Raw genomic sequence first — 23,219 nt, 5'->3', positions numbered from 1 at the left:
GGGATACTCGAGGAGGTAGACGTTGCCGTTGCGCCGCCTGGCCACTGCCGTGGCCGCTGCTCTCGCCGTGGCCCTGGTCGCGACGGCGTGCGGCGGGGGAGGGGACGACCAGTCCGCCCAGACCGTCACCCTCGACTGGGGTGAGCCTGAGAACGCCCTGATCCCCGGCAACAACACCGAGCAGAACGGCGGCGACGCCCTCGACGCGCTGTTCGCCGGCCTCGTGAAGTACGACGTCGACACCGCCGCGCCCTCGATGGAGGCCGCGGAGTCGATCACGTCGGCGGACAACCGGGTGTGGACCATCCGCCTCAAGCCGGGCTGGACCTTCCACGACGGCACCCCGGTGACCGCGCAGAACTACGTCGACGCGTGGAACTGGGTCGCCGCGGGCCCCAACGCCGCCCAGGCCCAGTCGTTCATGGAGAAGATCGACGGGTACGACGAGGTCTCGACCGAGCAGCCGACCGCGCCCACCATGCGCGGGCTGCGGGTGGTCGACCCGCAGACCTTCGAGGTCACGCTCAAGGCGCCGTTCGTCATCTTCCCGACGACGCTGGGCTACTCGGCCTACTACCCGCTGCCGCAGAAGTTCTTCACCGACCGCGCGGGCTTCGAGGCCGCGCCGGTGGGCAACGGCGAGTTCAGGTTCGAGTCCCGGACGCCGAACCAGAGCCTCACCCTGGTGCGCAACGACCAGTACGCCGGTACCGACAAGCCCCAGGTCCCGCGCCTGGAGTTCCGCGTGTACGCCGACATCCAGACCGCCTACGACGACGTCGTGTCCGGCAACCTCGACCACGTCAAGGCGATCCCGCCCGCGGCGCTCACGGGTGGCCGCTGGCGCCAGGAGCTCGGGGCGGGTGCGCACGCCAAGGACGGCCTGCAGACCACGGCGCTGGGCTTCCCGCTCTACGACCCGCGGTTCCAGAACCCGCTGGTGCGCCAGGCCATGTCGATGGCGATCGACCGCCAGGCCATCGTCGACCAGATCTTCGGCGGCACCTACAAGCCGGCCGACGGGCTCGCGACGTCGGCCGCGCAGGGCTACCTGCCCAACCAGTGCGGCGCGAACTGTCAGTTCGACCCGCAGCGGGCCCGTGAGCTGCTCGCCCGGGCCGGCGGCTTCGCGGGGCCGCTGACGCTCACGGCGAACGCGGACGGCGGCCACGCCGACTGGATGCAGGCGGTCACGAACCAGCTGCGCCAGAACCTCGGGGTCGACGCCCAGTACACGCCGCTGCCGTCGTTCTCCGAGGTCCGCCAGCAGGCCAACGCGTTCCAGTTCACCGGGCTGTTCCGGGCGGCGTGGATCGGCGACTACCCGAACCTGGAGACGTTCCTGACGCAGCTCTACCGCACCGACGCGTCGTCGAACGACTACAAGTACTCCAACCCGGCGGTGGACGCGGCGCTCGACCGGGCCGACCAGGCCCCCACCGAGCAGGCCGCCGAGGCGGGCTACCAGGAGGCCGAGCGGCTGATCCTCGCGGACATGCCGTCGATCCCGCTGTTCACCCGGCAGATCATCTACGGGGACTCGGCGCGGCTGGCCTCGGGCGACCGCAACCCGCTCGACCGGCTCGTCACGACGTCGTTCCGGCTCAACCCCCAGGGCTGATCCCGTCACCGACCACCACCACCGCCCGCGCGGGATCCGGGTCCACCCGGGTCCCGCGCGGCGGGTCGGACCGACCGGAGGAGACCCACCGTGGGCCGCTACACGCTGCGGCGGCTGCTGCAGCTGATCCCCGTCTTCCTGGGGACCACGTTCCTCGTCTACTGGCTCGTCTGGGGCCTGCGTGAGGACCCGTTCGCGGGCAAGTGCGGGCAGCGCGAGTGCTCGCCCGCCTTCCGGGCCGCGCTGACCGAGCGCTACAACCTCGACGACCCGCTGATCGTCCAGTACCTCAAGTACCTCGGCGCCGTGCTCACCGGCGACTTCGGCCAGACGTTCTCCGGCACCGAGGTCTCGACGCTGATCGCCGACGCGTACCCGATCACGATCAAGCTCGCGATCGTCGCGCTCGTGATCGAGGCGGTCATCGGGATCATCGCCGGCGTCGTGGCCGGCCTGCGGGGACGCGGGTTCGCCGACACGCTCGTCCTGGTCTCGACGCTCTTCCTCATCGCCCTGCCGGTGTTCGTCACCGGCCTGGTGCTGCGCCAGGTGCTCGGTGTGGACCTCGGGATCATCCGCACGTCGGTCCCGGCGAACCCCTCGTTCGCGGAGCTGATCGTCCCGGGCTTCGTGCTCGCGAGCCTGTCGATGGCCTACGTCGCGCGGCTGACGCGCACCAGCCTCATCGAGAACACCCGCGCCGACTTCGTGCGCACCGCCGTGGCGAAGGGCCTGCCGCGGCGCCGCGTCGTCGGCGTGCACATGCTGCGCAACTCGCTCATCCCCGTCGTCACGTTCCTCGGGACCGACATCGGCGCCCTCATGGGCGGCGCGATCGTCACCGAGGGCGTGTTCAACATCCGCGGGATCGGCGGGCTGATCTACCGGGGCCTGCAGCAGCAGGACATCGCCACGGTGGTCGGCGTCGTCGCCCTGCTCGTGATCGTCTACCTCGTCGCCAACCTCGTCGTGGACCTGCTCTACGCCGTGCTCGACCCGAGGATCCGCTATGAGTGAGCTCGCGACGCCGCCGGACACGGCGAGGGACGAGAGCCCGGCCGTCGAGCAGACCCGCGGGCTCTGGGTCGACGGGTGGGCCGACCTCCGGCGCCGGCCCCGGTTCTGGATCGCGGCCGCGCTCATCCTCGTGCTGCTGCTGATGGCGCTGGCGCCGTCGCTGTTCACCTCGGTGGACCCGACGGTCGGCGAGCTCTCCCGCTCGCGGCAGCCGCCCGGCGACGGCGCGATCTTCGGCTACGACCTGCAGGGCCGCGACGTCTACGCGCGGACCATCTACGGGGCGGCGCCCTCGCTCGCCGTCGGCTTCCTCGCCACCCTCGGCACGATGGTCATCGGGTCGCTGGCCGGGCTGCTCGCCGGTTATTCGCAGGGCTGGGCGGACTCGCTGCTCTCGCGGATCGGGGAGGTCTTCGCCGGCCTGCCGTTCGTCCTCGGCGGCATCGTCATCCTCACCTCGCTCAACGAGCCGGGGGAGATCGTGGGCGCCCAGGAGCTGGTGTTCCAGGTGGTGCTGACGATCGTGGTGCTGACCTGGCCGGTGGCCATGCGGATCATGCGGGCGGCCGCCATCGAGACCGCCCAGCAGGACTACGTCAAGGCGGCCCGGGCCCTCGGCGCGGGCCCGTTCCGGATCGTGCTGCGGCACATCCTGCCCAACACCCTCGCGCCGGTGCTCGTCTACGGCGCGATCCAGTTCGGCGTCTTCATCGGCGCCGAGGCGACGCTGTCGTTCCTCGGCATCGGCCTGCGCGACCCCGTCGTCTCCTGGGGCGTGATGATCGCCGAGGCGAAGGACCGGGTGCAGGACATCCCGTGGGCGCTGTTCTTCCCGGCCGGCTTCCTCGTCGTCACGGTCCTGGCCTTCGTGATGATGGGCGACGCCGTGCGCGACGCCCTCGACCCCCGGGGACGATGAGGCATGGCTGCTCTGCTGGAGGTCGAGGACCTGAGGGTCGAGTTCGGCCGCGGGCCGGAGACGGCGTCGGTGCTCAACGGCGTGGGCTACCACGTCGACGAGGGCGAGACCCTGGCCGTGCTGGGCGAGTCGGGGTCGGGCAAGAGCGTGACCGCGCAGACGGTCATGGGCATCCTCGACGCCCCGCCCGGCCGGATCATCGGCGGATCGGTGCGCTTCCGCGGCGAGGAGCTGCTCGGCGCCGACCCGGAACGCCGGCGGCTGCTGCGCGGCGAGTCGATGGCGATGATCTTCCAGGACGCGCTGTCGGCCCTGAACCCGGTCTACACCGTGGGCTTCCAGATCGCCGAGCAGTTCCGCTTCCGCCGGGGGATGTCGCGCAAGGACGCGACGGCGCGGGCGGTGGAGATGCTCGACCAGGTCCGCATCCCCAACGCGAAGCAGCGCGTGAAGGAGTACCCGCACCAGTTCTCCGGCGGGATGCGCCAGCGCGCGATGATCGCGATGTCGCTGGCGCTGGACCCCGAGCTGCTCATCGCCGACGAGCCCACCACCGCGCTCGACGTCACGGTGCAGGCGCAGATCATGGACCTGCTCGACGAGCTGCGCCGCGAGCGGGGCATGGGGCTCGTCCTCATCACCCACGACCTCGGGGTGGTGGCGGAGGTCGCCGACCGGATCGCGGTGATGTACGCCGGGCGGATCGTCGAGCACACCGACGCGGAGACGCTCTACGCCCGGCCCGGGCACCCGTACACGCGCGGGCTGATGGACTCGGTGCCGCGGGTCGACGACCCGGGCCACGCAGCCGGCGCCCCGCTGCGACCGATCCCCGGCCTGCCGCCGAGCCTCGCGGCGATCCCGAACGGATGCCCGTTCCACCCGCGCTGCGCGTACGCGCAGGACGTGTGCGTCGACGACGTCCCCCCGTTGCGGGAGCTGGGTGACGGGCACCAGGCGGCGTGCCACTTCGCCGAGCGCTTCGTCGCCGAGGGGACCGACCGTCCGACGACGCACGAGGTGGTGTCGGGGTGAGCGAGCCCATCCTGTCGGTGCGCGACCTGGTCAAGCACTTCCCGATCACTCGCGGCGTGCTGTTCCGTCGGACGATCGGGCACGTCCGAGCCGTCGACGGGGTCTCGCTGGACCTCCATCCCGGCGAGACGCTCGGGGTGGTGGGCGAGTCCGGCTGCGGGAAGTCGACGCTCGCCCAGGTCCTGATGCGCCTGATCCCGCCGACGGGAGGCACCGCGACCTTCGAGGGCGAGGACCTCTTCGCCAAGAAGGGCGCGGCGCTGACGGCCTGGCGGCGCGACATGCAGATCGTCCTGCAGGACCCGTACACGTCGCTGAACCCGCGCAAGACCGTCGGCGACATCCTCGGCGAACCCTTCGACATCCACCCCGAGGTGGCGCCGAAGGGCGACCGCCGGCGACGGGTGCAGGAGCTGCTCGAGGTGGTCGGGCTCAACCCCGAGCACATCCGGCGCTACCCGCACCAGTTCTCGGGCGGGCAGCGCCAGCGCATCGGGATCGCGCGGGCGCTGGCCCTGCGGCCCAAGGTGATCGTGTGCGACGAGCCCGTGTCGGCGCTCGACGTGTCGATCCAGGCCCAGGTGCTCAACCTGCTCGGTGACCTGCAGCGCGAGTTCGGGCTGGCGTACCTGTTCATCGCCCACGACCTCGGCGTCGTGCGCCACCTCTGCGACCGCGTCGCGGTGATGTACCTGGGCTCGATCGTGGAGACCGGGAGCGCCGAGGAGATCTACCGGCGCGCGAGCCACCCGTACACGCAGGCGCTGCTGTCCTCGGTGCCGGTGCCCGACCCCTCGCTGCGCGGGCGCCGCGAGGCGATCCGGCTCACGGGCGATGCTCCCCTTCCCTCTGGCCGCAGCCCGGCGGACCCGCCCTCGGGCTGCCGGTTCCGCACGCGCTGCCCGAAGGCCCAGCCCGTGTGCGCCGAGGAGCCCCCGGCGCTCGAGGTCCGGGCGTCCACCGACCACCCCGCGGCGTGCCACTTCGCCGAACCCCCGCACCTGGTCCGGACGGAGTAGCCCGGTTCATGTCAGCGGAGTGCCGTCGCAGACACCCGGTGTCCGTATCGCTCCGTCGATCACCCGCGCGCTCGTCCGGTCAGACGAGCTGCCCGTCGCGGGCGAACACCCGCGCGGCCGGCCACGCCGACAGCGGCCGGCCCGCGGCGTGGATCATCGCCGGGCCGGGGTCGACGCGGGTGCGGTGGTGGGTGTCGATGAGGTGCACGCTCACGTCGGGCAGCCGCGTCCAGCCCGCGGCGCGGTAGAAGCCCTCGACGGCGTGACCGCACGACACGAAGCCGAAGGGGACGTCGAGGTCGACGAGGGTCGCCGCCACCTGCGCCATCAGGGCGCGACCGAGACCGCTGCCGTGCCGGTCGGGGTCCACCGCGACGAGGCCCACGTCGCCGACGAGGACGTCGGGCCCGTCGGGGAGGGCCCGCAGGAACCGCCGGATGATCCCCGCGTGGGCCACGGGGGTCTCACCGGCGCGCACGACCACCCGCAGCTCGGGGCGGGCGCCCGCCCAGCTCCGGCCGTCGTCGAACCGGACGGACTGGGCGGCGTAGGCGCGTCCCAGGAGCGCGGCCAGCGCCCCGTGCGCCGCGTCGTCCAGCTCGGTCTCCCACGACACCGACCAGGTCAGGTCCGTCACGGCACCAGTCTCGTCCCACCCGGCGCGGACGCGCACGCCCGGACGGCCTAGCGTGCCGGGCGTGAGCCTGCTGCTCGTCCATGCCCACCCGGACGACGAGACGATCACCTGCGGCGGGCTGATGGCGCTGGCGACCGCCGCCGGGGTGCAGGTGACCCTCGTGACCTGCAACCGCGGCGAGCTCGGTGAGGTGATCCCGCCCGGACTCCGCCACCTCACGGGCGACGCGCTCGGCGAGTACCGCGAGGGCGAGCTCGCCCGGGCCTGCGCGGCGCTGGGCGTCACCGACCACCGCTGGCTCGGCGGCGACGGGACCGGGGTCGGACCGTGGCACGACTCGGGCATGGTGCTCGCCGGCGCGGGCATCCGCGCCGCCGCGCCGGCCACGATCGGCGACGGCGCCTTCGCCGCCCCCGGGGCGTTCGGGGCGCAGGTCGAGGCGCTGGTCGCGGTCCTGCGCGAGGTCGACCCCACCGTGGTGATCACCTACGACGAGGGCGGCGGCTACGGCCACCCCGACCACGTCCGCGCCCACGAGGTGACGACGGCGGCGGTCGCGGCGGTCGACCCGGAGGCCGCGCGGATCTCGGTGGAGGCGACCGCGGCGGCGCACGACGAGGTCGACGCCGGCCTCGCCGCCCTGCGCCGGCGGGCGTGGCTGCCGCTGCCCGTGCCGCCGGTGGGGGACCTGCCGACGGTGCCGGACGCGACGATCACCTCGCGGATCGCGCTGGGCGGCGCGCGCGTGGCCAAGCTCGCCGCCCTGCGCGCCCACGCCACCCAGATCGCGGTCCACGACGACGGCCGCGAGCCGCCGGCCTACGCGCTGTCCAACGACCTCGCCCAGCCCGTGCTGCCCACCGAGTGCTTCGTGCACCTCCGGGGTCCGGCGGGCGGCCTCGACGCCCTGCTCCCGCCTCGGTGACCGCGTCCGACGAGAGCAGCGAGGGCGTCCCCGACCGCGCAGGGAGCAGCGAGGGCGTCCCTCGCTCCACCACCCGCCGGCCCGGGCGCCGCCCGGTCCTCGCCGTGGTCGTGGTGGTGATCCTCGCCGTCGACGCGATCCTGCTGGCCTGGACCGAGATGGCGTGGCTGACGGTGCGCACCGAGGCCACGGGGATCCCGCTCCCGCTGTCCGCGCTGGTCGCGGCCGTGACGACGCCGCTGCTCGTGCTCGCCGCCGACGCCGTGATGCCCCGGTCGACGGCCCTGTTCGCCCCGCTGGCGACGTGGACGCTCACGATCGTCGGCGCGGGGCTGTGGAGCCCCGCGGGGGCGGGTGTGCTCCCGCCGGACTGGCGCGCGGTCCTGCTCCTCGCCGCCGGCGTCCTGCCCGCGCTGGTCGTCGGGATGCGCCGTCCGGGCCGGTACGACCCCCTCCCGCCCATCCCCGGACCCGTGAGACAGGACACCGGGGACGGTTGAGCGGCGCGACGGTCGGGAACCGAGCGGCCATGCCCGCCATCCCGGACGACCACGTCGTCCGCGTCCTGCGCCCCTTCGTGGCCGCCACCGGCCCCGTCCTGCGGGGCCTGCGTGACGCCGACCCGTTCCGGCTCGGACGCCTCGCCCGCCGCCGCGCCCTCGAACTGCAGGAGAGCGGCGGTCGGGCCCCCGAGGAGGCGCCGACCAGCCGTCGGGGGAAGGCTGCCGAGGTCGCGCGCACCGGGCGGGCCCGGGCGCTCGACCGCCTGGCCACCTCCAAGCTCCCCGGCACCCCGCGCTGGCAGACGATGAGCCCCGAGGAGCGCGACGACTGGTGGGTGTCGCGGGTGGGGCGCTTCACCTCCGTCGTCGCGTCGATCCCCGGGATCGGGGGCGCGCTGGCCCGCCGGCTGCCGGTGTCGGACATCCTCGGCCTCGCCGCGCAGGGCCTCGTGATCTGCGCGATCGCCGGCGAGCACGGGCTCAACGGCCGCGACGAGCAGGTGCGGCTGCTGGCGTCGGTGCTGTTCGGGCGCGACGTCGACCCGTCCCGTCACGGCGACCCCCACGCCGCCGACGTCGAGCGCGAGGCCGGCGAGCTCAGCGGCACGGTGGGGCAGGAGAAGGAGGAGCGGGGCCGGCTCTCGGCCCTGGCCCGGGCGGTGTGGCGGATGGGGAGCACGCTGTGGGGCCTGCAGTCCGAGCTCGACCGGCGCCCGAAGGGCAACCGGGCCTGGCGGGCGCTGGCCAACGTGCCCGTCGTCGGTGCCGTGGGGAGCTACCGCAGCGAGCGTTCGGGGCTCAAGCGCGCGGCCCGCGCCGCGGCGCGCTGGGTCGCCCGTGAGCAGGGACGACGGTGACGGTGGACAACGCCGCGCGACGCGGGGACGGTGGGGGGTGTGGCGGCCGACACGGCCCGGAGGACCAATCGGACCCTCCCCGCACGGGCGTGAGGCGGCGGCGACCGGAATACTCGCCGCAGGCGTCCCCCGTGGGCTCCGCATGACACCACCATGTGCGGGCCGGGGTACGCCGGACGACGCGAGTGAGGAGCAGGAGCAGACGTGACGTACGTGATCGCAGAACCGTGTGTCGACGTGCTCGACAAGGGTTGCATCGAGGAATGCCCTGTCGACTGCATCTACGAAGGGGGCCGGATGATGTACATCCACCCCGACGAGTGCGTCGACTGCGGGGCGTGCGAACCGGTCTGCCCCGTCGAGGCCATCTACTACGAGGACGACGTCCCCGACCAGTGGTCGGTCTACACCCAGGCGAACGTCGACTTCTTCGACGAGCTGGGGTCGCCGGGCGGTGCCTCCAAGGTCGGCAAGGTCGACCGTGACGCGGGCCCCGTGCCCGCGCTCCCGCCGCAGGGGGAGTGACCTCGACCTCGAGGGGGTCCGTCGGCGTGGGGGTGCGTTTCCCCGCGCTGCCGGACTTCCCGTGGGACAGCCTGACCGCTGCGGCGGCCGTCGCGCGCAGTCACCCGGACGGCGTCGTGGACCTGTCGGTCGGGACGCCGGTCGACCCGGTGCCGACGGCGATCGGGGAGGCCCTGGGCGCCGCCTGGGACTCCCCGGGCTACCCGCAGACCTGGGGCACCCCGGCGCTACGGGAGGCGGCCGTCGACGCGCTGGCGCGCCGCCATGGCGCCGGGCGCACCGACGGCGAGGGCCTGGACCCGGACGCGGTGCTGCCCACGATCGGCTCCAAGGAGCTGGTGGCCTGGCTGCCGACGCTGCTCGGCCTCGGCCCCGGCGACGTGGTCGCCTTCCCGGACCTCGCGTACCCCACCTACGAGGTGGGCGCGCAGCTCGCGGGCGCGGAGCCGGCACGGGTCGGTGACGGCGAGCCGCTGCCCGGCGGCACGCGGCTGGTGTGGCTGAACTCGCCGTCGAACCCCACGGGCCGCGTCCTCGACGCCGGCGCGCTGGCCGCGCGCGTCGAGGAGGCCCGGGCGCTCGGCGCGGTGGTGGCGTCCGACGAGTGCTACCTCGCCCTGCCCGGGCGCGGCGTCGTCACGACGTCCGTGCTGGACCCGGTCGTGCACGGCGGCAGCGTCGAGGGCCTGCTCGCGGTCCACTCGCTGTCGAAGACGTCGAACCTCGCCGGCTACCGCGCCGGGCTCGTGCTCGGCGACCCCCGCCTCGTGGCCGGCCTGCTCCAGGTGCGCAAGCACGCCGGGATGATCGTGCCGCGGCCCGTCCAGGAGGCGATGACGGTCGCGCTGCGCGACGACGAGCACGTCGCCGCGACCCGCGCGCGCTACGACGCCCGCCGCGACGTCCTGCGCCCCGCGCTCGAGGCCGCCGGCCTGCGCGTCGAGCACTCCCGGGCCGGCCTGTACCTGTGGGCCACCGCCGACGAGCCCTGCCGCGCCACCGTCGACCGCCTCGCCGGCCGCGGCATCCTCGTCGCCCCCGGCGAGTTCTACGGCCCGGCCGGCGGGGCGCACGTCCGTGTGGCCCTGACCGCCTCCGACGAGCGCATCGCCGCGGCCGCGGAGCGCCTGGCGGGGTGATCCCGTAGTGACCGAAACCGGGACCCGACCCGCCGTCCGCCCGGTCGTCGTCCTCCTCGCCGTCCTGGCGCTGGGCGTCAACCTGCGGGCCGCGCTCTCGGCCTACCCGCCGCTGCTGGAGACGATCCGCGCCGACCTCGGGCTCTCCGCCGGGTTCGCGGGGCTCGTGCAGGCCGCGACGATCCTGATGATGGGCGCCGGCTCCTTCGCCGCGCCGATCCTCGCGCGGCGTGTGGGCCGCGAGCAGGCCGCAGCCCTGGGCATCGCCGCGATCGCGCTCGGCTCGGCGATCCACGGGGTGCCGGCCGCCGTGACCCTCGTCGCCGGCAGCCTCGCGATCGGGCTCGGCATCGGCGTCGTCGGGGTGGCGATCACCGGCGTCGTCCGCGACCACCTGCCCGAGCGGGCCGGCGCCGCCACCGGCCTCTACACCGTGTCGATGATGGGCGGGGCGACGGTCGCCTCGCTGACCGCGCTGCCCCTGCAGGACGCGCTCGGCGGGTGGTGGTGGGCGCTGGCGGCGTGGACGGTGCCGGCCGTGCTCGCCCTCGTCGTGTGGTGGCCGGCCACCCGGCGCCTGCACGACATCCCCGCGGCGGCGCCGGTGCGGCTGCCGTGGCGCAACCGCTTCGCCCGGCTCGCGGTGCTGTTCCAGGCGATGTCGTCGGTGCAGTTCTACGGGTGGCTGACCTGGCTGGCCCCGTTCTACGAGGCGCAGGGGTTCTCGACGGCTCGCGCCGCGGTGCTGCTCTCGGTGTGGAACGTCGTGCAGATCCCCGCCGCCCTGCTGGTGCCGCTGGCCGCGGAGCGGCGCCACGCCTGGGCGCCGTGGGCCGCGTTCTGCGTCGTGTGCGGGGCGATCGGCGTCACCGGGACCCTCGTCGCCCCGGTGCTGCCCGTCGTCGGGCCCTGGGTGTGGGTCGTCCTCGCCTCGGTCGCCGTGGGCGCCGGGTTCCCGCTCGGCCTCGCCGTGGTCGCGTGGCGCACCCCCGACGGGGCCACCTCGGCGTCGGTGTCGGCGCTGACGCTCGGCTCGGCCTACCTCCTCGCCGCCGTCGCCCCGCCCGTGATGGGCGTGCTCATCGACCTCGCGGGCTTCCGCGCGGCCCTGGCGGTGATCGCCGCGGGCGTCGTGGTCCAGGGCGTCGCGGTGGTGCGTCTCGGACCGCGCCGGGTCACCTACAGCTGACCGGCGCCGCCCAGCCCCGCCCGGCGGGCCCGGGCGACGGCCTCGGCCCGCCCGCTGACGCCCAGCTTGGCGAACACCGACGACGCGTGGTTGGTGACCGTCTTCGGCGCGAGCCCGAGCTTCGCGCCGACGGCCGTGGTCGTCAGGCCCGTGGCGAGCAGCTCGAGGACCTGGCGCTCCCGTTGGGTCAGCTCCCCGAACGGCTCGGCGGACCGGTCGGCCCCGGCGAGGAGGCCCAGCACGCGGCGGGCGATCCCCGGCCCGAAGATCGCCTCCCCGGCGGCCACCGCGCGGATGCCGCGCACGATCTCCTCCTGGGTCGCGCCCTTGAGCAGGTAGCCGTGGGCGCCGGCGCGCATCGCGGCGAAGACGGTGTCGTCGTCGTCGAACATCGTGAGCATCAGGACCGCGACCGAGGGCGCCGCCCGCAGGACCTCGGTGGCGGCCGCGACCCCGTCGAGGTCGGGCATCTGCACGTCGAGCACGAGGACGTCGGGGGTCTCGGTCACCGCGGCGCGGACGGCCTCCCGGCCGGTCGCCGCGGTCGCGACGACCTCGAGGCCCGGCACGGACGACAGCAGCGCGGAGAGCCCGTCGCGGATGACGGGGTGGTCGTCGGCGACGACGACGCGCAGGGGTCCCTCGGGGGCGCTCACAGCGGCAGCCTCGCGGTGACCCGGCCACCCTCGGGCACCGGCCCGGCATCGAGGGTGCCGCCGAGCTCGGCGACCCGTTCCCGCATCGACGTGAGCCCGACGCCCGGGGTCCAGGACCCGTCCGACGGCGCCGGCGGGGCCCCGTCGTCGGTCACCGCCAGCTCGAGCGCCCCGTTGTTCGTAATCCGGACGTCCACGTGCGACGCGGCCGCGTGCCGGACCGCGTTGGTGACCGCCTCGACCGTGATCCGGTACGCCGCCGCCTCGACCGCGGCCGACAGGGGCGGGAGATCGCCGTCCTCGTGCACGGTCACCGTCACCGCGTCCCCACCCAGCCCGTCGACGTGGCGCCGGAGCGCCCCGACCAGGCCGAGCTCGTCGAGGGCGGGCGGTCGGAGGGCGTAGACGAGGCGGCGGACGTCGTCGATCGCGTCGGTGGCCGCGGCCCGCAGCGCCCGCAGCAGGGCCTCCGCCCGCGGAGGGTCGGCGGTCAGGACGTTGCCGGCGGCATCGGCGGAGAAAGCGATCCCGGTCAGCGCGGGTCCGAGGCCGTCGTGGAGGTCGCGGCGCAGGCGGCGACGCTCCTCCTCCCGGGTGCCGACGAGCTCCTCCCGCGCGCGCTGCACCGCCGCCGAGAGCCGCGTGGCGTGCGCGGCGACGGCCAGCGGGACGGCCAGCAGCTCGAGGGCGGCCCGGTCGGCGTGCTGGAGGGCGCGCTGTCCCCGGCGGACGCCGACGACGAGCTCGCCGACGTCCTCGCCGCGGTAGCGCAGGGGGAGCGTCTCGGTGGTGGCCGGCCCCGTCGGCTCCGTGCCGTGGGCCGCGGTCACCTCGCCCTCTCGGCGCACGGCGACGTAGGGCAGCCGCAGCGCCTCGGCGACGGCGACCAGGACGTCGTCGGGCTCCGTCCCGGCGCGCAGGCGGTCGCCCATGCGGGAGAGGGCGCGCACGGGATCGGCCCGGTCGCCGTAGAGGGCCCGGTCGACGACGCGCTGCAGGCGCACACGCACCGGGTTGAACCCGACGGCGATCACCAGGGTGGCGAGGACGCTCGTGCCCGGACCCGGGGCGACGAGCCCGCCCTCGCGGCGCAGCAGCACGTCCGCGACGGCGACGAGCGCGAGGTAGACGCCCACGACGCCGACGGTCAGCAGCGCGTAGAGGACCGTGCGCGAGAGCACGAGCCGGATGTCGAGCAGCTGGTGGCGCAGCACGGCGATCGTCATCGCGGCCGGGATCAGGGCGATGGCGAGCAGCTGCAGGACCGGCCCGGCGTCGAAGAGGCCCCAGGGCACGAGGACGACGATCGTCAGCACCAGCGCGAGCACCAGCCAGAGCAGCTGCCGGCGGCGCTGCTCGTCGCCGCGGCGGTAGCGCACGACCAGGCCGACGACGGCCGCGACGAGGACCAGCAGCTGGAGGAGCTCCGAGGCTGTCCACAGGGGTGCGAGGGCGGCGTAGCCGTCGATCACGAGCCACGGCCGCAGGAGCCGCCCCACGACCTGGCCGGGTTCGGTGCCGACGTTGAGCACGAACAGCACCGACGCCGCGGCCGTGACACCCGCGACCGCCCGCCAGACCCGTCCGGGCAGCAGGCCGTCGGGGAACACGAGCAGTGCCAGCGGCAGGAAGAGCGCGATCGACCAGGGCCAGGAGAAGGCGAAGACCGTGTCGAGCGTCCGCAGCACCGGCTCGGGCCACGCCCGGTCGGCGCTGAGCAGGACCAGGGGTGCCGCGGCGGCCGTCGCCGTCTGGCCCACCCCGGCCGCGAGGAGGAGCCAGCCCAGCGCGCGGGAGGGCCGCTGCCAGGCGATCAGGACGCCCGCGATGGCGCACGGGAGGCCGATCGCGATGTTGGTGACGACGAAGCCGTCGACGGCCTCGGCGAGCGAGACGCCGGCGACGCCCGCGACCACGACGGCGACGACGATCTCGAGGACGACGAGCGCGAAGAGCCCCCAGGCGGCGACGGTCGAGCGTCGACCGGTCCCGCCCTGGGTCCCGTCGCTGGTCACGGCCGTGGTCACGGTGCCGAGTGTGGCCGACCGGGCGCCCCGTTGTCCCCGGTCGGGGTCCCGGTCCGACCCGGGCGACGGCCCGGTCCGGGCCGGGAGTGCACCCCTGTCCGGCGGGATGCCCGGCACCGGACCGTGACCGGCATGACCTTGCCTCTTCCGCTGCCCCTGCCCCTCTCGCCCGCCTGGCGGCGCACCGCCCTGATCGTCACCCCGATCGGCCCGCTCGCGATCGCCGCGCTGCGCTGGCTGCTGCCCTACGACACCACCGACGAGCCCGCGACCCTCATCGCGAAGGTCGCGTCCCACCCGGGCGCCCAGTCCGCCGTGCTGTGGCTGAGCCTGCTCGCCCTGCTCACCCTGCCGCTCGGCGTCCTCGTGGTCGGCGCGGTCGCGGTGCGGGCCCGCCCCGTCCTGGGCACGGTCGCCACCGTCCTCGCGTGGTTCGCCTTCGCGACCCTGCCGTTCCTGGTGGGCCCCGACCAGATCGCGCTCGCCGGCGTCGAGGCCGGGCTGCCGAACGCCACCACCGCCGCGCTGCTGACCGCGTCCGTGGTCCACCCCGTCAGCACCGCGGCCACCGTGCTCTGGGTGGCCGGCCACATCCTCGGCCTCGTCCTGCTCGGGGTGGCGCTGTGGGGAGCGGTCCCGTGGTGGGCCGCGACCGCGCTGATCGTCTCCCAGCCGCTGCACTTCGTCGTCGCCGTGATCGCGCCGAACCACCTGCTCGACGGGCTCGCCTGGCTGCTGACGACGCTCGGCTTCGCGGTGACCGCCGCGGTGGGGCTCGGCGCGGGACCCGCGACCCCCGTGGCTAGGAGGTCGACGGCCTCAGCGGTCGGGTGAGCCGGGCGTGCACCGGCTCGACGACGCGGGCCGCGATCGGCCCGAGGATCGCCATGAGCAGCACGTAGGTGGTGGCCAGCGGGGCCAGGCCGGGGTCGACGGTCCCGCTGGCCAGCGCCAGCCCGGCGATGACGATGGAGAACTCCCCGCGCGCGACGAGCGCGGCCCCCGCCCGCCATCGTCCGAGGCGCCCGACCCCGATCTGGCGCGCCGCGAACCAGCCCGCGCCCAGCTTGGTGGCCGTCGACACGATCGCGAGCACGATCGCGGCCGGCAGGACGGCGGGGATCTGGCTCGGGTCGGTGTTCAGGCCGAACACCACGAAGAAGATCGCGGCGAACAGGTCGCGCAGCGGGGAGAGCACCCGGGTGGCGTTCTCCGCGGTGTCCTCGGAGATCGCGATGCCGAGCAGGAACGCCCCGACGCCCGCGGAGACCTGCAGCTGCGAGGCGATGCCGGCCACGAGCAGCGCGATCCCGAGGACCCTCAGCAGGAAGACCTCGGAGGTCGGCGACTCCACCACGGCCGACACCGCGCGCCCGAAGCGCAGCGCGACGACGAGCACGACGATCAGCAGACCGACCGCGATCGCCACCGTCCGCAGCCCGGCGACCAGGCCGAGCGCGGCGAGCGCGGCGGTGGTGATCGGCAGGTAGAGGGCCATCGCCAGGTCCTCCATGACGAGCACGGAGAGCACCGCCGGGGTCTCCCGGTTGCCCAGCCGGCCCAGATCCTCGAGGACCTTCGCGACGATCCCGGACGACGACACCCACGTCACGCCGGCCATCGCGAGCGCGCCGAGGGGCCCCCACCCGAGGATCAGCGCCGTGATCGCCCCGGGCGCGGCGTTGAGGACCATGTCGACGATCCCGGCCAGCCAGGACCTCCGCAGGCCGCCGACCAGGTCGGAGGCGGAGTACTCGAGACCGAGGAGCAGCAGCAGGAGGACGACCCCGACCTCGCTCGCCACGCCCGTGAACGGCTCGATGCCCTCGAGGGGCAGGACGCCGCCCACACCGAACGCGAGCCCGCCGAGCAGGTAGAACGGCACCGGGGAGATCCCGAGGCGCCCGGCGACGCGACCGAGGATGCCGAGCCCGAAGAAGAGCGCGCCCAGCTCGATGAGCGAGAGGGCGGTCGTGTGCACGGGCGGGGCTCAGCCGTCCTCGAGGATCGCCGCGGCCTGGCCGAGCCCCTCACCGGTGCCGACGACGACCACGAGGTCGTGCGCGCGGAACACGAAGTCCGGGCCCGGCGACGGGGACACGACGTGGTCGCGGACGACGGCCACGATCGACGTGCTGGTGCGCGTGCGCATCGCGGTGTCGCCCAGCGTGCGGCCGTCGTACGGCGAGCCGGCGCCGACCGGGAACTGCGCGGTGCTGATGCCCTCGACCTCGCGCTGCTGGTCCTGCAGCTGCGCGACGAGGTTCGGCGCGCCGAGCAGCGTGCCCAGGGCCTGACCCTCGGCGTCGGTGAGCCCGACCGAGGCGCTGCAGGAGTCCGGATCCTCCCGGCCGGAGACCAACAGCTCGCGGTGCCCGTCGCGGTGCGTCAGCACCCCGATGCGGCGCCCCGACGTGGTCGCGAACTCCTGCTTGGTGCCGATCCCGGGCAGACGGGTGACCTCGACGTCCACGGTCGCCAGGTTAATCGTTCGCGTGCAGCGCGGCGTTCAGCTCCACCTTGGCGCCCTCGGTGCGCGGCAGGGCGTGCACCGCGCCGGTGACCGAGTCGCGGCGCAGGAGGATGCCCGAGCGCCCGGAGAGCTCGGCGGCCTTGACCACCGCGCCGTCCTCGAGGGTCACGCGGGTACCGGCGGTGACGTAGAGGCCCGCCTCGACGACGCAGTCGTCGCCGAGCGAGATCCCGATGCCGGCGTTGGCGCCGAGCAGGCAGCGCTCGCCGATCGAGATGATCTCCTTGCCGCCCCCCGAGAGCGTCCCCATGATCGACGCGCCGCCGCCGACGTCGGACCCGTCGCCGACCACCACGCCGCCGGAGATGCGCCCCTCGACCATCGAGGTGCCGAGCGTCCCGGCGTTGAAGTTGACGAAGCCCTCGTGCATCACCGTGGTGCCCGACGCGAGGTGCGCGCCGAGGCGCACGCGGTCGGCGTCGCCGATGCGCACGCCGGAGGGGATGACGTAGTCGACCATGCGCGGGAACTTGTCGACCGAGTACACGGTGACCGGCCCGCGGGCGCGCAGTCGCGCGCGGACGCGCTCGAACTCCGGCACCGGGCACGGGCCGTGATTGGTCCAGACGACGTTCGCGAGGTGCCCGAAGATCCCCGTGAGGTCGACGCCGTGCGGCGCCACGAGCCGGTGGGAGATCAGGTGCAGGCGCAGGTAGACGTCGTACGCGGACGCGGGCGGGCCCGTGAGGTCGGCGACGGTGCGCACGGCGACGACCTCGACGCCGCGGTCCTCGTCGGGGCCCAGCGCCTCGACCAGGGAGGGCTCGAGATCGCCGGCCGGCACCATGACCGTGCCCGGCTCCTCGGCCATCCCGTCGGCCGCGTCCGAGAGCTCGGGCAGCGGGTACCAGGTGTCGAGGACGGTGCCGTCGGCGGCCACGGTGGCCAGGCCGACACCGACGGCACGGGAGGAACGCGGGGCGGCGGGGGTGCTCATCGTCCGCCAGGCTATCGGGCGTGGCGGACGCCGGTACCGAGCGCGGGGTGGCCCGGGTCGCCACGGCGACGACGCTCCTGGCCGCCGCCTCCGGCGTCGTCGACCTCTGGGCCGTGACGAGCCTCGGCGGGCCGTTCGCGGGCGTCGTCACCGGCAACCTCGTCACCGTCGGCGGTGCCGCCGGGCGGGGTGACGCGACGGCGCTGTGGCCGCCCCTGGTCGCGGTGCTCGGGTTCGCCCTGGGCGCGGCGGCCTGGGCGTCCGCGTGGCGTCGCCGGCCTGCCGCCGTCGCGTGGCCGCTGGTCGCCGAGCTCGTCCTGCTCGCCGCGCTCGTGGTCGCGTGGGTCGTGACCGGGACGGCGCCGCAGGGGGCGACGGTGCTCGTGCTGCTGGGCGTCGCCGCGGGCGCGATGGGCGCGCAGAGCAGCACGGCGCTGCGGCTGGGGGAGTCGACGACCTACCTGACCGGCACGCTCACCGGGGCGATGGTCGCCCTCGTCACGGGCGGCGCGCGGCGCCGGGTGGCGGGGCTGCGCCAGCTCGCCGCGCTGGTCGTGGGGGCCGCCGCGGCGGCGGTGCTGCTCGCCGTCCTGCGCTGGTCGGTGCCGGTGCTCGCCGTGCTCCTGGGGGTCGCCGCGCTCGCCGCGCTGGGCCGTCCGGCGCACGCACCTCACACAGCAGACCGCACACCCGGTTAGCCTCGCGCGTCGTGAGCGCTCCACCCGTGACCCTCGACCTGCTCGCCGACCCCGTCACGCTGACCGCGGCCCTGGTCGACGTGCCGAGCGTGTCCGGCGACGAGCGGGCCCTGGCCGACGCGGTCCAGGCGGCGCTGGCGAGCCAGGCACCACACCTCGAGATCCTGCGCTCCGGGGACGCGGTGCTGGCGCGCACGCGGCTCGGCCGGGCGCGGCGGGTGCTGCTGGCCGGGCACCTGGACACGGTCCCGATCGCCGACAACGTGCCGTCGCGGCGCGAGGGCGGGACGCTGTACGGCTGCGGGACGAGCGACATGAAGTCCGGGGTCGCAGTGATGACCCACCTCGCCGCCGCCGTCCGCGAGCCCGCGCACGACGTCACGCTCGTGCTCTACGACTGCGAGGAGGTCGAGGCGGCGCGCAACGGGCTCGGCCGCCTCGAGCGCGAGCACCGCGACTGGCTCGACGCCGACCTCGCGCTGCTCGGGGAGCCGACGTCCGGGCAGGTCGAGGCGGGGTGCCAGGGCACGCTGCGGGTCGTCGTGCGCACGACCGGGCGCCGCGCGCACTCGGCGCGCTCGTGGCTGGGGGAGAACGCGATCCACGCCGCGGCCCCGGTGCTGGCCCGGCTGGCGGACTACACCGCCCGCGACGTCGACATCGATGGGTGCCGCTACCGCGAGGGCCTGCAGGCGGTCCGGATCGCGGGCGGCGTCGCCGGCAACGTCGTGCCCGACGCGTGCGAGGTGACGGTGAACTTCCGCTTCGCGCCCGACCGCTCGCTCGACGACGCCCGCAACCACGTGGCCGGGGTGCTCGACGGCTTCGACCTCACCGAGACCGACGCCGCCCCGGGCGCGCTGCCAGGCCTCGCCGCGCCCGCCGCCGCGGACTTCGTCGCCGCGACGGGGACGACGCCGGTGGCCAAGTACGGCTGGACCGACGTCGCCCGCTTCGCCGCGCTCGGGATCCCGGCGCTGAACTTCGGCCCCGGCGACCCGAACCTGGCGCACACCCGCGAGGAGTCGGTGCCGGTCGAGGCGGTCACCGCCGCCTGCGACGTCCTGCGCGGGTACCTGACGCGCGCCTGACCGCGCCGGCCACGGAACCGCGCGAAGGGCACCTTCAGCCGGAGAGAGCGGCGAACGGTGCCCTTCGCCGGAACGACTCGCTCAGATCGCGGCGACCTCGTTGCGCCCGGCGACGATCTGCCGGGTGACGGTCGCGACGCGCTGGCCGGCGTACTGCGTCGCCTGGCGCGTGTCGTCCGAGATCGGGATCGATCCCTGGCCGTCGACGTGCGACGGGCCGTAGGGGTTCCCGGTGGTGAACTGGATGGGGTCCGTGTAGCCCGGGGTCACGAGGATGCCGCCGAAGTGGTGGATCGTGTTGTAGAGCGCGAGCAGCGTCGACTCCTGGCCGCCGTGGGCGGTCGAGGTCGAGGTGAACCCGGAGTAGACCTTGTCGGCGAGCTGGCCCTGCGCCCACTGCGGGCCGAGCGTGTCGATGAACTGCTTGAGCTGCGCGGTGACGTTGCCGTAGCGCGTCGGCGTGCCGAACACGACGGCGTCGGCCCACAGCACGTCGTCGGCGGTGGCCTCGGGGACGTCCTTCGTCGCCTCGGCGTGCTGCGCCCAGGCCTCGTTGGCGGCGATCGCCTCGGGCGGCGCCAGCTCGTGCACCTTGCGGATCCGCACCTCGGCGCCCGCGTTCTCCAGGCCCTTCGCGTAGTCCTGGGCCATCGCGTGGATCGTGCCGGTGGAGCTGTAGTAGATGATCGCGACCTTCGGGGTGACCGTGGCCATGGGGAGCCTCCAGAGGAGTAGTTGTCGGTTCAACTTCGGATGCCACGCCCGGTCCCGCCCGAAACCGCGGCCGGCATGCCGGCCGTCACCCCACGGACCGGCCCCGTTCGTGGGGTGCTCCTAGGCTCGGCGGCATGCTCCACGACGACCCGGCCGGCCGGGATGCCACCGCCCCGCGCCCGACCACCATCGACCGCCGCCGATCCGAGCACCGGGACCCGGCCCGTCTGTCGTCGACCACCGACCAGCGCCTGCTCGACTCCCGCGGACCGGTCGACTGGGTGCACTCCGACGCCTGGCGCATCCAGCGCATCCAGGCCGAGTTCGTCGAGGGCTTCAGCGTGCTCGCCGAGATCCCGCGGGCGGTGACGGTCTTCGGCTCCGCGCGGACCGCGACGGACCACCCCGAGTACGCCCGCGGGGTCGAGCTGGGCGCCGCGCTGGCGCGCGCCGGCTACGCGGTGATCACCGGCGGGGGTCCGGGCGTCATGGAGGCGGCCAACCGCGGTGCGTCCGAGGCGGGCGGCCTGTCCGTCGGCCTGGGCATCGAGCTGCCGTTCGAGCAGGGCCTGAACCCCTGGGTCGACCTCGGCGTCGGCTTCCGCTACTTCTTCGCCCGCAAGACGATGTTCGTCAAGTACGCGCAGGCCTTCGTCTGCCTGCCGGGCGGCTTCGGCACGCTCGACGAGCTGTTCGAGGCGCTCGTGCTCGTGCAGACCGGCAAGGTCACCCGCTTCCCGGTCGTCCTGCTCGGGCGCGACTACTGGGGCGGGCTGCTCGAGTGGCTCGCCGGCCCCGCGATCGACGCCGGCACCATCAGCCGGCGTGACGTGGACCTCATCCACCTCACCGACGACATCGACGAGGTCGTGACCATCGTCGAGGAGGGCTTCCGCGAGGCGGTCGGATCGTGAGGGCAGGTTCGTGACGCTCGCCGTCTGCGTGTTCTGCGCCTCCGGGCCGGTGCCGCAGTCCGCCGTCGCGCTCGCCGCCGAGGTCGGCACCGCGATCGCCGCGCGGGGCTGGAGCCTGGTCTCCGGCGGCGGGCGCGTGTCGATGATGGGCGCGGTGGCCCGGGCCGCGCGCGAGGGCGGCGCCCGGACCGTCGGCGTCATCCCCGAGGCCCTCGTGGCGTACGAGGTCGCCGACGACGAGGCCGACGACCTGGTGATCGTGCCCGACATGCGCACCCGCAAGGGCGAGATGGACGTGCGCAGCGACGCGGTCCTCGCCCTGCCCGGCGGGCTCGGGACGCTCGAGGAGCTCTTCGAGGCGTGGACCTCGCGGTCGCTGCGGATGCACGACAAGCCCGTCGTCGTGCTCGACCCCGACGGCCACTACGACCCCCTGTTCTCCTGGCTCGAGGGCCTGCGGGGCACCGGCTACGTCTCGGAGCGCGGCATGGCGGGCGTGGTGCGGACGAAGACGGTCGACGACGCGCTCGACGCCCTCGTGGCGGGTCAGCGGACGTAGCGGACCAGCAGCGTGCTGTCGTCGACGAGCAGCGACGCGACCTCGAACGCCGCCGGCGGGCTCAGCGCCGTCGCACCGGAGGCCACCCGCGCCGCCCGGCCCGCCACGGCCAGCGGGGCGATGCTCAGCCGGATCTCGTCGACGAGGCCCCGGGCGAGCAGGCTCCCGACGAGCCCGGGCCCGCCCTCGCAGTCGATGCGCCGCAGGCCCGCGTCGGCGAGCTGGCGGAGCGCGTCGGCGAGGTCCACCTCGTCCTCGCCGGCCAGCAGGACGCGCGCGCCCGCGTCCTGCCAGGCGCGCCGTCGCTCCTCGGGGGCGCTCGCGCAGGTGACCACGATCGACGGGACGAGGACGTCGGTGACGCTCGTGGCGTCGGCGGGCAGCGACGCCCCCGACGTCACGAGGGCGAGCGGCGCGACGGTCGACAGCCCGTGGCGCTCGCGGCGCGCGGAGGTCGTGGCGTCGGGCCGCAGCCCCGGGTAGTCCTCGGCGACGGCCGTCCCCGCCCCGAGCAGGACCACGTCGGCCAGGTCGTGCCCGAGCGCGAACACCCGCCGGTCGGCCGGGGTGGACAGCCCGGCGGACGTCCCCTCGACCTCGATCCCGCCGTCGAGGGAGCTGACGAAGTTGACCGCGAGCCAGTGGTCCCTGTCTTCGTCGCCGCCCGGGTAGGTGTACAGCTCCTCGAGCGCGTCCTCGTCGAGATCGCGCGCGGGCAGCGGCCAGACCTGCTGCATCAGCTCATCCAGCGCTCGGCGCGGGAGGGCGGCCGGTGCCCGGCGATGCTCGCCACCATCTCCAGCGTCTGGCGGGTCTCCTCCACCTGGTGCACCCGCACCATGGTCACCCCCGCCTGCGCGGCCAGGGCCGTCGCGGCGAGCGTGCCGGTCAGCCGGCCGTCGAGGGGCACGTCGAGCGTCTCGCCGACGACGCCCTTGTTCGACATCGCGAGCAGGACCGGGATCCCGGTGGCGATGAGCCGCGGCAGGCCGCGCAGGACCTCGAGGCTCTGCAGGGTGTTCTTCCCGAAGTCGATGGTCGGGTCGAGCAGGATGCCCTCGGCGGGGACCCCGGCGGCGATCGCGCGCTCGGCGAGGGCCGTGGTGTCGTCGACGACGGAGGCGACGACGTCGGTGTAGGTGGGCCGCACCGGGTCGGTGCGGGGCGTCAGGCCTCCGGTGTGGGCGCAGACGTACCCGGCCCCGTGGGCGGCGGCGGCGGGCAGGATCTCCGGGTCCCAGCCCGCCCAGCTGTCGTTGACCAGGTCGGCGCCGGCGGCGAGGCACGCGTCGGCGACCTCGGCGCGGTAGGTGTCTATGCTGATCACGAGGTCGGGGAACCGCTCCCGGGCCCAGCGCAGGGTGGGCACCACCCGGTCGAGCTCCTCCGCGACCGAGACGTCCTGACCGGGGCTCGCGGGGACACCGCCGAGGTCCACGACGTCCGCGCCGGCGGCGACGGCGTCGCCGATGGCGGCCTGCGCCGCCTCCGGTGCCCACGTGGCGCCGTTGTCGTAGAACGAATCCGGGGTGCGGTTGACGATCGCCATGATCAGGGCGCGGTCCCGGCTCAGACGCCGGCCGCGGATCACCATCTCCGTCACTGCGGACGGCCCGGCCACGACGTTCACCACCCGGACCCCGTCCCCACGCCGCGGGCCACGTCCCGGTGCTCGGTCACCATGCCGTCTTGATACACGATCTC

General features: G+C 74.8%; 25 protein-coding genes. 16 read left to right on the top strand and 9 right to left on the bottom strand.

Annotated elements, in window-relative coordinates; genetic code table 11:
• Positions 1-22: 22 nt before the first annotated feature.
• The 5 genes from PH191_RS07060 to PH191_RS07040 all read left to right on the top strand — a co-directional run bounded on the left by PH191_RS07060 (position 23) and on the right by PH191_RS07040 (position 5,611).
• The gene (locus PH191_RS07060) at positions 23-1,621 is read left to right on the top strand and encodes a peptide ABC transporter substrate-binding protein (protein ID WP_274193910.1); all 1,599 of its coding nucleotides are present in this window, start codon (positions 23-25) and stop codon (positions 1,619-1,621) included.
• 90 nt (positions 1,622-1,711) lie between these two features.
• The gene (locus PH191_RS07055) at positions 1,712-2,638 is read left to right on the top strand and encodes an ABC transporter permease (protein WP_274193909.1); all 927 of its coding nucleotides are present in this window, start codon (positions 1,712-1,714) and stop codon (positions 2,636-2,638) included.
• On the top strand, positions 2,631-3,557 hold the full coding sequence (locus PH191_RS07050) for an ABC transporter permease (protein WP_274193908.1): 927 nt from the start codon (positions 2,631-2,633) through the stop codon (positions 3,555-3,557). Before PH191_RS07055 ends, PH191_RS07050 begins: the two co-directional genes overlap by 8 nt.
• 3 nt (positions 3,558-3,560) lie before the next feature.
• The gene (locus tag PH191_RS07045; protein WP_274193907.1) at positions 3,561-4,592 is read left to right on the top strand and encodes an ABC transporter ATP-binding protein; all 1,032 of its coding nucleotides are present in this window, start codon (positions 3,561-3,563) and stop codon (positions 4,590-4,592) included.
• Positions 4,589-5,611, top strand: a complete 1,023-nt coding sequence (locus tag PH191_RS07040; RefSeq protein ID WP_274193906.1) for an ABC transporter ATP-binding protein — start codon at positions 4,589-4,591, stop codon at positions 5,609-5,611. The genes PH191_RS07045 and PH191_RS07040 overlap by 4 nt, the downstream gene beginning before the upstream one ends.
• 79 nt (positions 5,612-5,690) lie before the next feature.
• Here the strand turns inward: PH191_RS07040 and PH191_RS07035 are convergent, their stop codons facing one another.
• Positions 5,691-6,248, bottom strand: coding sequence for a GNAT family N-acetyltransferase (locus PH191_RS07035; protein WP_274193905.1), 558 nt, complete (start codon positions 6,246-6,248; stop codon positions 5,691-5,693).
• A gap of 61 nt (positions 6,249-6,309) precedes the next feature.
• On the opposite strand from PH191_RS07035, the gene mshB reads away from it, so the two are divergent.
• The 6 genes from mshB (at position 6,310) to PH191_RS07005 (ending at position 11,386) form a co-directional block, all read left to right on the top strand.
• Positions 6,310-7,173 carry an N-acetyl-1-D-myo-inositol-2-amino-2-deoxy-alpha-D-glucopyranoside deacetylase gene (gene mshB, locus PH191_RS07030; protein WP_337994045.1) on the top strand — a complete coding sequence of 288 codons (864 nt, stop codon included), beginning with the start codon at positions 6,310-6,312 and terminating at the stop codon, positions 7,171-7,173.
• Positions 7,170-7,673: a hypothetical protein gene (locus PH191_RS07025; protein ID WP_274193904.1), complete on the top strand. Its 504-nt coding sequence runs from the start codon at positions 7,170-7,172 to the stop codon at positions 7,671-7,673. The genes mshB and PH191_RS07025 overlap by 4 nt, the downstream gene beginning before the upstream one ends.
• A 29-nt stretch (positions 7,674-7,702) precedes the next feature.
• Entirely contained in the window at positions 7,703-8,533 is an 831-nt protein-coding gene (locus tag PH191_RS07020; protein WP_274193903.1) for a hypothetical protein, read from the top strand.
• A gap of 204 nt (positions 8,534-8,737) precedes the next feature.
• Complete coding sequence (fdxA, locus tag PH191_RS07015; RefSeq protein WP_274193902.1) at positions 8,738-9,058, top strand: ferredoxin; 321 nt, start codon at positions 8,738-8,740, stop codon at positions 9,056-9,058.
• Positions 9,059-9,090: 32 nt separating this feature from the next.
• Positions 9,091-10,197, top strand: a complete 1,107-nt coding sequence (gene dapC / locus PH191_RS07010) for a succinyldiaminopimelate transaminase (RefSeq protein WP_274194681.1) — start codon at positions 9,091-9,093, stop codon at positions 10,195-10,197.
• Positions 10,198-10,204: 7 nt separating this feature from the next.
• Positions 10,205-11,386, top strand: coding sequence for an MFS transporter (locus tag PH191_RS07005; RefSeq protein ID WP_274193901.1), 1,182 nt, complete (start codon positions 10,205-10,207; stop codon positions 11,384-11,386).
• Here the strand turns inward: PH191_RS07005 and PH191_RS07000 are convergent.
• Complete coding sequence (locus PH191_RS07000; protein WP_274193900.1) at positions 11,377-12,042, bottom strand: response regulator transcription factor; 666 nt, start codon at positions 12,040-12,042, stop codon at positions 11,377-11,379. The two genes, PH191_RS07005 and PH191_RS07000, sit on opposite strands and share 10 nt — an antisense overlap.
• On the bottom strand, positions 12,039-14,069 hold the full coding sequence (locus PH191_RS06995) for a sensor histidine kinase (RefSeq protein ID WP_274193899.1): 2,031 nt from the start codon (positions 14,067-14,069) through the stop codon (positions 12,039-12,041). The genes PH191_RS07000 and PH191_RS06995 overlap by 4 nt, the downstream gene beginning before the upstream one ends.
• Positions 14,070-14,201: 132 nt before the next feature.
• Between PH191_RS06995 and PH191_RS06990 the strand changes: the two genes are divergently transcribed.
• Positions 14,202-14,903, top strand: a complete 702-nt coding sequence (locus tag PH191_RS06990) for a hypothetical protein (RefSeq protein ID WP_274193898.1) — start codon at positions 14,202-14,204, stop codon at positions 14,901-14,903.
• Here the strand turns inward: PH191_RS06990 and PH191_RS06985 are convergent.
• Genes PH191_RS06985 through dapD form a run of 3 tightly spaced genes read right to left on the bottom strand, consistent with a single transcriptional unit; the run spans position 14,872 to position 17,539 of the window.
• Positions 14,872-16,050, bottom strand: coding sequence for a cation:proton antiporter (locus PH191_RS06985; protein WP_274193897.1), 1,179 nt, complete (start codon positions 16,048-16,050; stop codon positions 14,872-14,874). The two genes, PH191_RS06990 and PH191_RS06985, sit on opposite strands and share 32 nt — an antisense overlap.
• 9 nt (positions 16,051-16,059) lie before the next feature.
• The gene (locus PH191_RS06980) at positions 16,060-16,542 is read right to left on the bottom strand and encodes a cation:proton antiporter regulatory subunit (protein ID WP_274193896.1); all 483 of its coding nucleotides are present in this window, start codon (positions 16,540-16,542) and stop codon (positions 16,060-16,062) included.
• Between the two features lie 10 nt (positions 16,543-16,552).
• Entirely contained in the window at positions 16,553-17,539 is a 987-nt protein-coding gene (gene dapD, locus PH191_RS06975; protein WP_274193895.1) for a 2,3,4,5-tetrahydropyridine-2,6-dicarboxylate N-succinyltransferase, read from the bottom strand.
• 20 nt (positions 17,540-17,559) lie between these two features.
• On the opposite strand from dapD, the gene PH191_RS06970 reads away from it, so the two are divergent.
• On the top strand, positions 17,560-18,237 hold the full coding sequence (locus PH191_RS06970; protein ID WP_274193894.1) for a DUF1275 family protein: 678 nt from the start codon (positions 17,560-17,562) through the stop codon (positions 18,235-18,237).
• A gap of 11 nt (positions 18,238-18,248) precedes the next feature.
• Entirely contained in the window at positions 18,249-19,328 is a 1,080-nt protein-coding gene (gene dapE, locus PH191_RS06965; protein WP_274193893.1) for a succinyl-diaminopimelate desuccinylase, read from the top strand.
• 81 nt (positions 19,329-19,409) lie between these two features.
• Here dapE and wrbA read toward each other — a convergent pair whose 3' ends face one another.
• On the bottom strand, positions 19,410-20,042 hold the full coding sequence (wrbA, locus tag PH191_RS06960) for an NAD(P)H:quinone oxidoreductase (RefSeq protein ID WP_274193892.1): 633 nt from the start codon (positions 20,040-20,042) through the stop codon (positions 19,410-19,412).
• A 134-nt stretch (positions 20,043-20,176) separates the two neighbouring features.
• On the opposite strand from wrbA, the gene PH191_RS06955 reads away from it, so the two are divergent.
• Together PH191_RS06955 and PH191_RS06950 are read left to right on the top strand one after the other, a co-directional pair.
• Positions 20,177-20,956, top strand: coding sequence for an LOG family protein (locus PH191_RS06955; protein ID WP_274193891.1), 780 nt, complete (start codon positions 20,177-20,179; stop codon positions 20,954-20,956).
• Between the two features lie 10 nt (positions 20,957-20,966).
• Positions 20,967-21,515 carry an LOG family protein gene (locus tag PH191_RS06950; protein ID WP_274193890.1) on the top strand — a complete coding sequence of 183 codons (549 nt, stop codon included), beginning with the start codon at positions 20,967-20,969 and terminating at the stop codon, positions 21,513-21,515.
• On the opposite strand, the gene PH191_RS06945 is transcribed toward PH191_RS06950, so the two are convergent.
• Together PH191_RS06945 and folP are read right to left on the bottom strand one after the other, a co-directional pair.
• Entirely contained in the window at positions 21,503-22,252 is a 750-nt protein-coding gene (locus tag PH191_RS06945; RefSeq protein ID WP_274193889.1) for a dihydrofolate reductase family protein, read from the bottom strand. The two genes, PH191_RS06950 and PH191_RS06945, sit on opposite strands and share 13 nt — an antisense overlap.
• Positions 22,252-23,118, bottom strand: a complete 867-nt coding sequence (gene folP, locus PH191_RS06940; protein ID WP_420791787.1) for a dihydropteroate synthase — start codon at positions 23,116-23,118, stop codon at positions 22,252-22,254. The genes PH191_RS06945 and folP overlap by 1 nt, the downstream gene beginning before the upstream one ends.
• Positions 23,119-23,219: the final 101 nt, after the last annotated feature.

The sequence above is a fragment of the Actinomycetospora callitridis genome (genome assembly GCF_028737265.1).
GTDB lineage: Bacteria > Actinomycetota > Actinomycetes > Mycobacteriales > Pseudonocardiaceae > Actinomycetospora > Actinomycetospora callitridis.
Note: the sequence above shows the minus strand (reverse complement) of the source record. Positions and strands in the feature narration are given on the sequence as shown.

Coding starts and splice junctions, on each gene's coding strand:
- PH191_RS06945 (WP_274193889.1), bottom strand. CDS start 22,252: ATGCAGCAGGTCTGGCCGCTGCCCGCGCGCGATCTCGACGAGGACGCG.
- PH191_RS07050 (WP_274193908.1), top strand. CDS start 2,631: ATGAGTGAGCTCGCGACGCCGCCGGACACGGCGAGGGACGAGAGCCCG.
- PH191_RS06990 (WP_274193898.1), top strand. CDS start 14,202: ATGACCTTGCCTCTTCCGCTGCCCCTGCCCCTCTCGCCCGCCTGGCGG.
- PH191_RS06955 (WP_274193891.1), top strand. CDS start 20,177: ATGCTCCACGACGACCCGGCCGGCCGGGATGCCACCGCCCCGCGCCCG.
- dapD (WP_274193895.1), bottom strand. CDS start 17,539: ATGAGCACCCCCGCCGCCCCGCGTTCCTCCCGTGCCGTCGGTGTCGGC.
- PH191_RS07045 (WP_274193907.1), top strand. CDS start 3,561: ATGGCTGCTCTGCTGGAGGTCGAGGACCTGAGGGTCGAGTTCGGCCGC.
- PH191_RS07020 (WP_274193903.1), top strand. CDS start 7,703: ATGCCCGCCATCCCGGACGACCACGTCGTCCGCGTCCTGCGCCCCTTC.
- wrbA (WP_274193892.1), bottom strand. CDS start 20,042: ATGGCCACGGTCACCCCGAAGGTCGCGATCATCTACTACAGCTCCACC.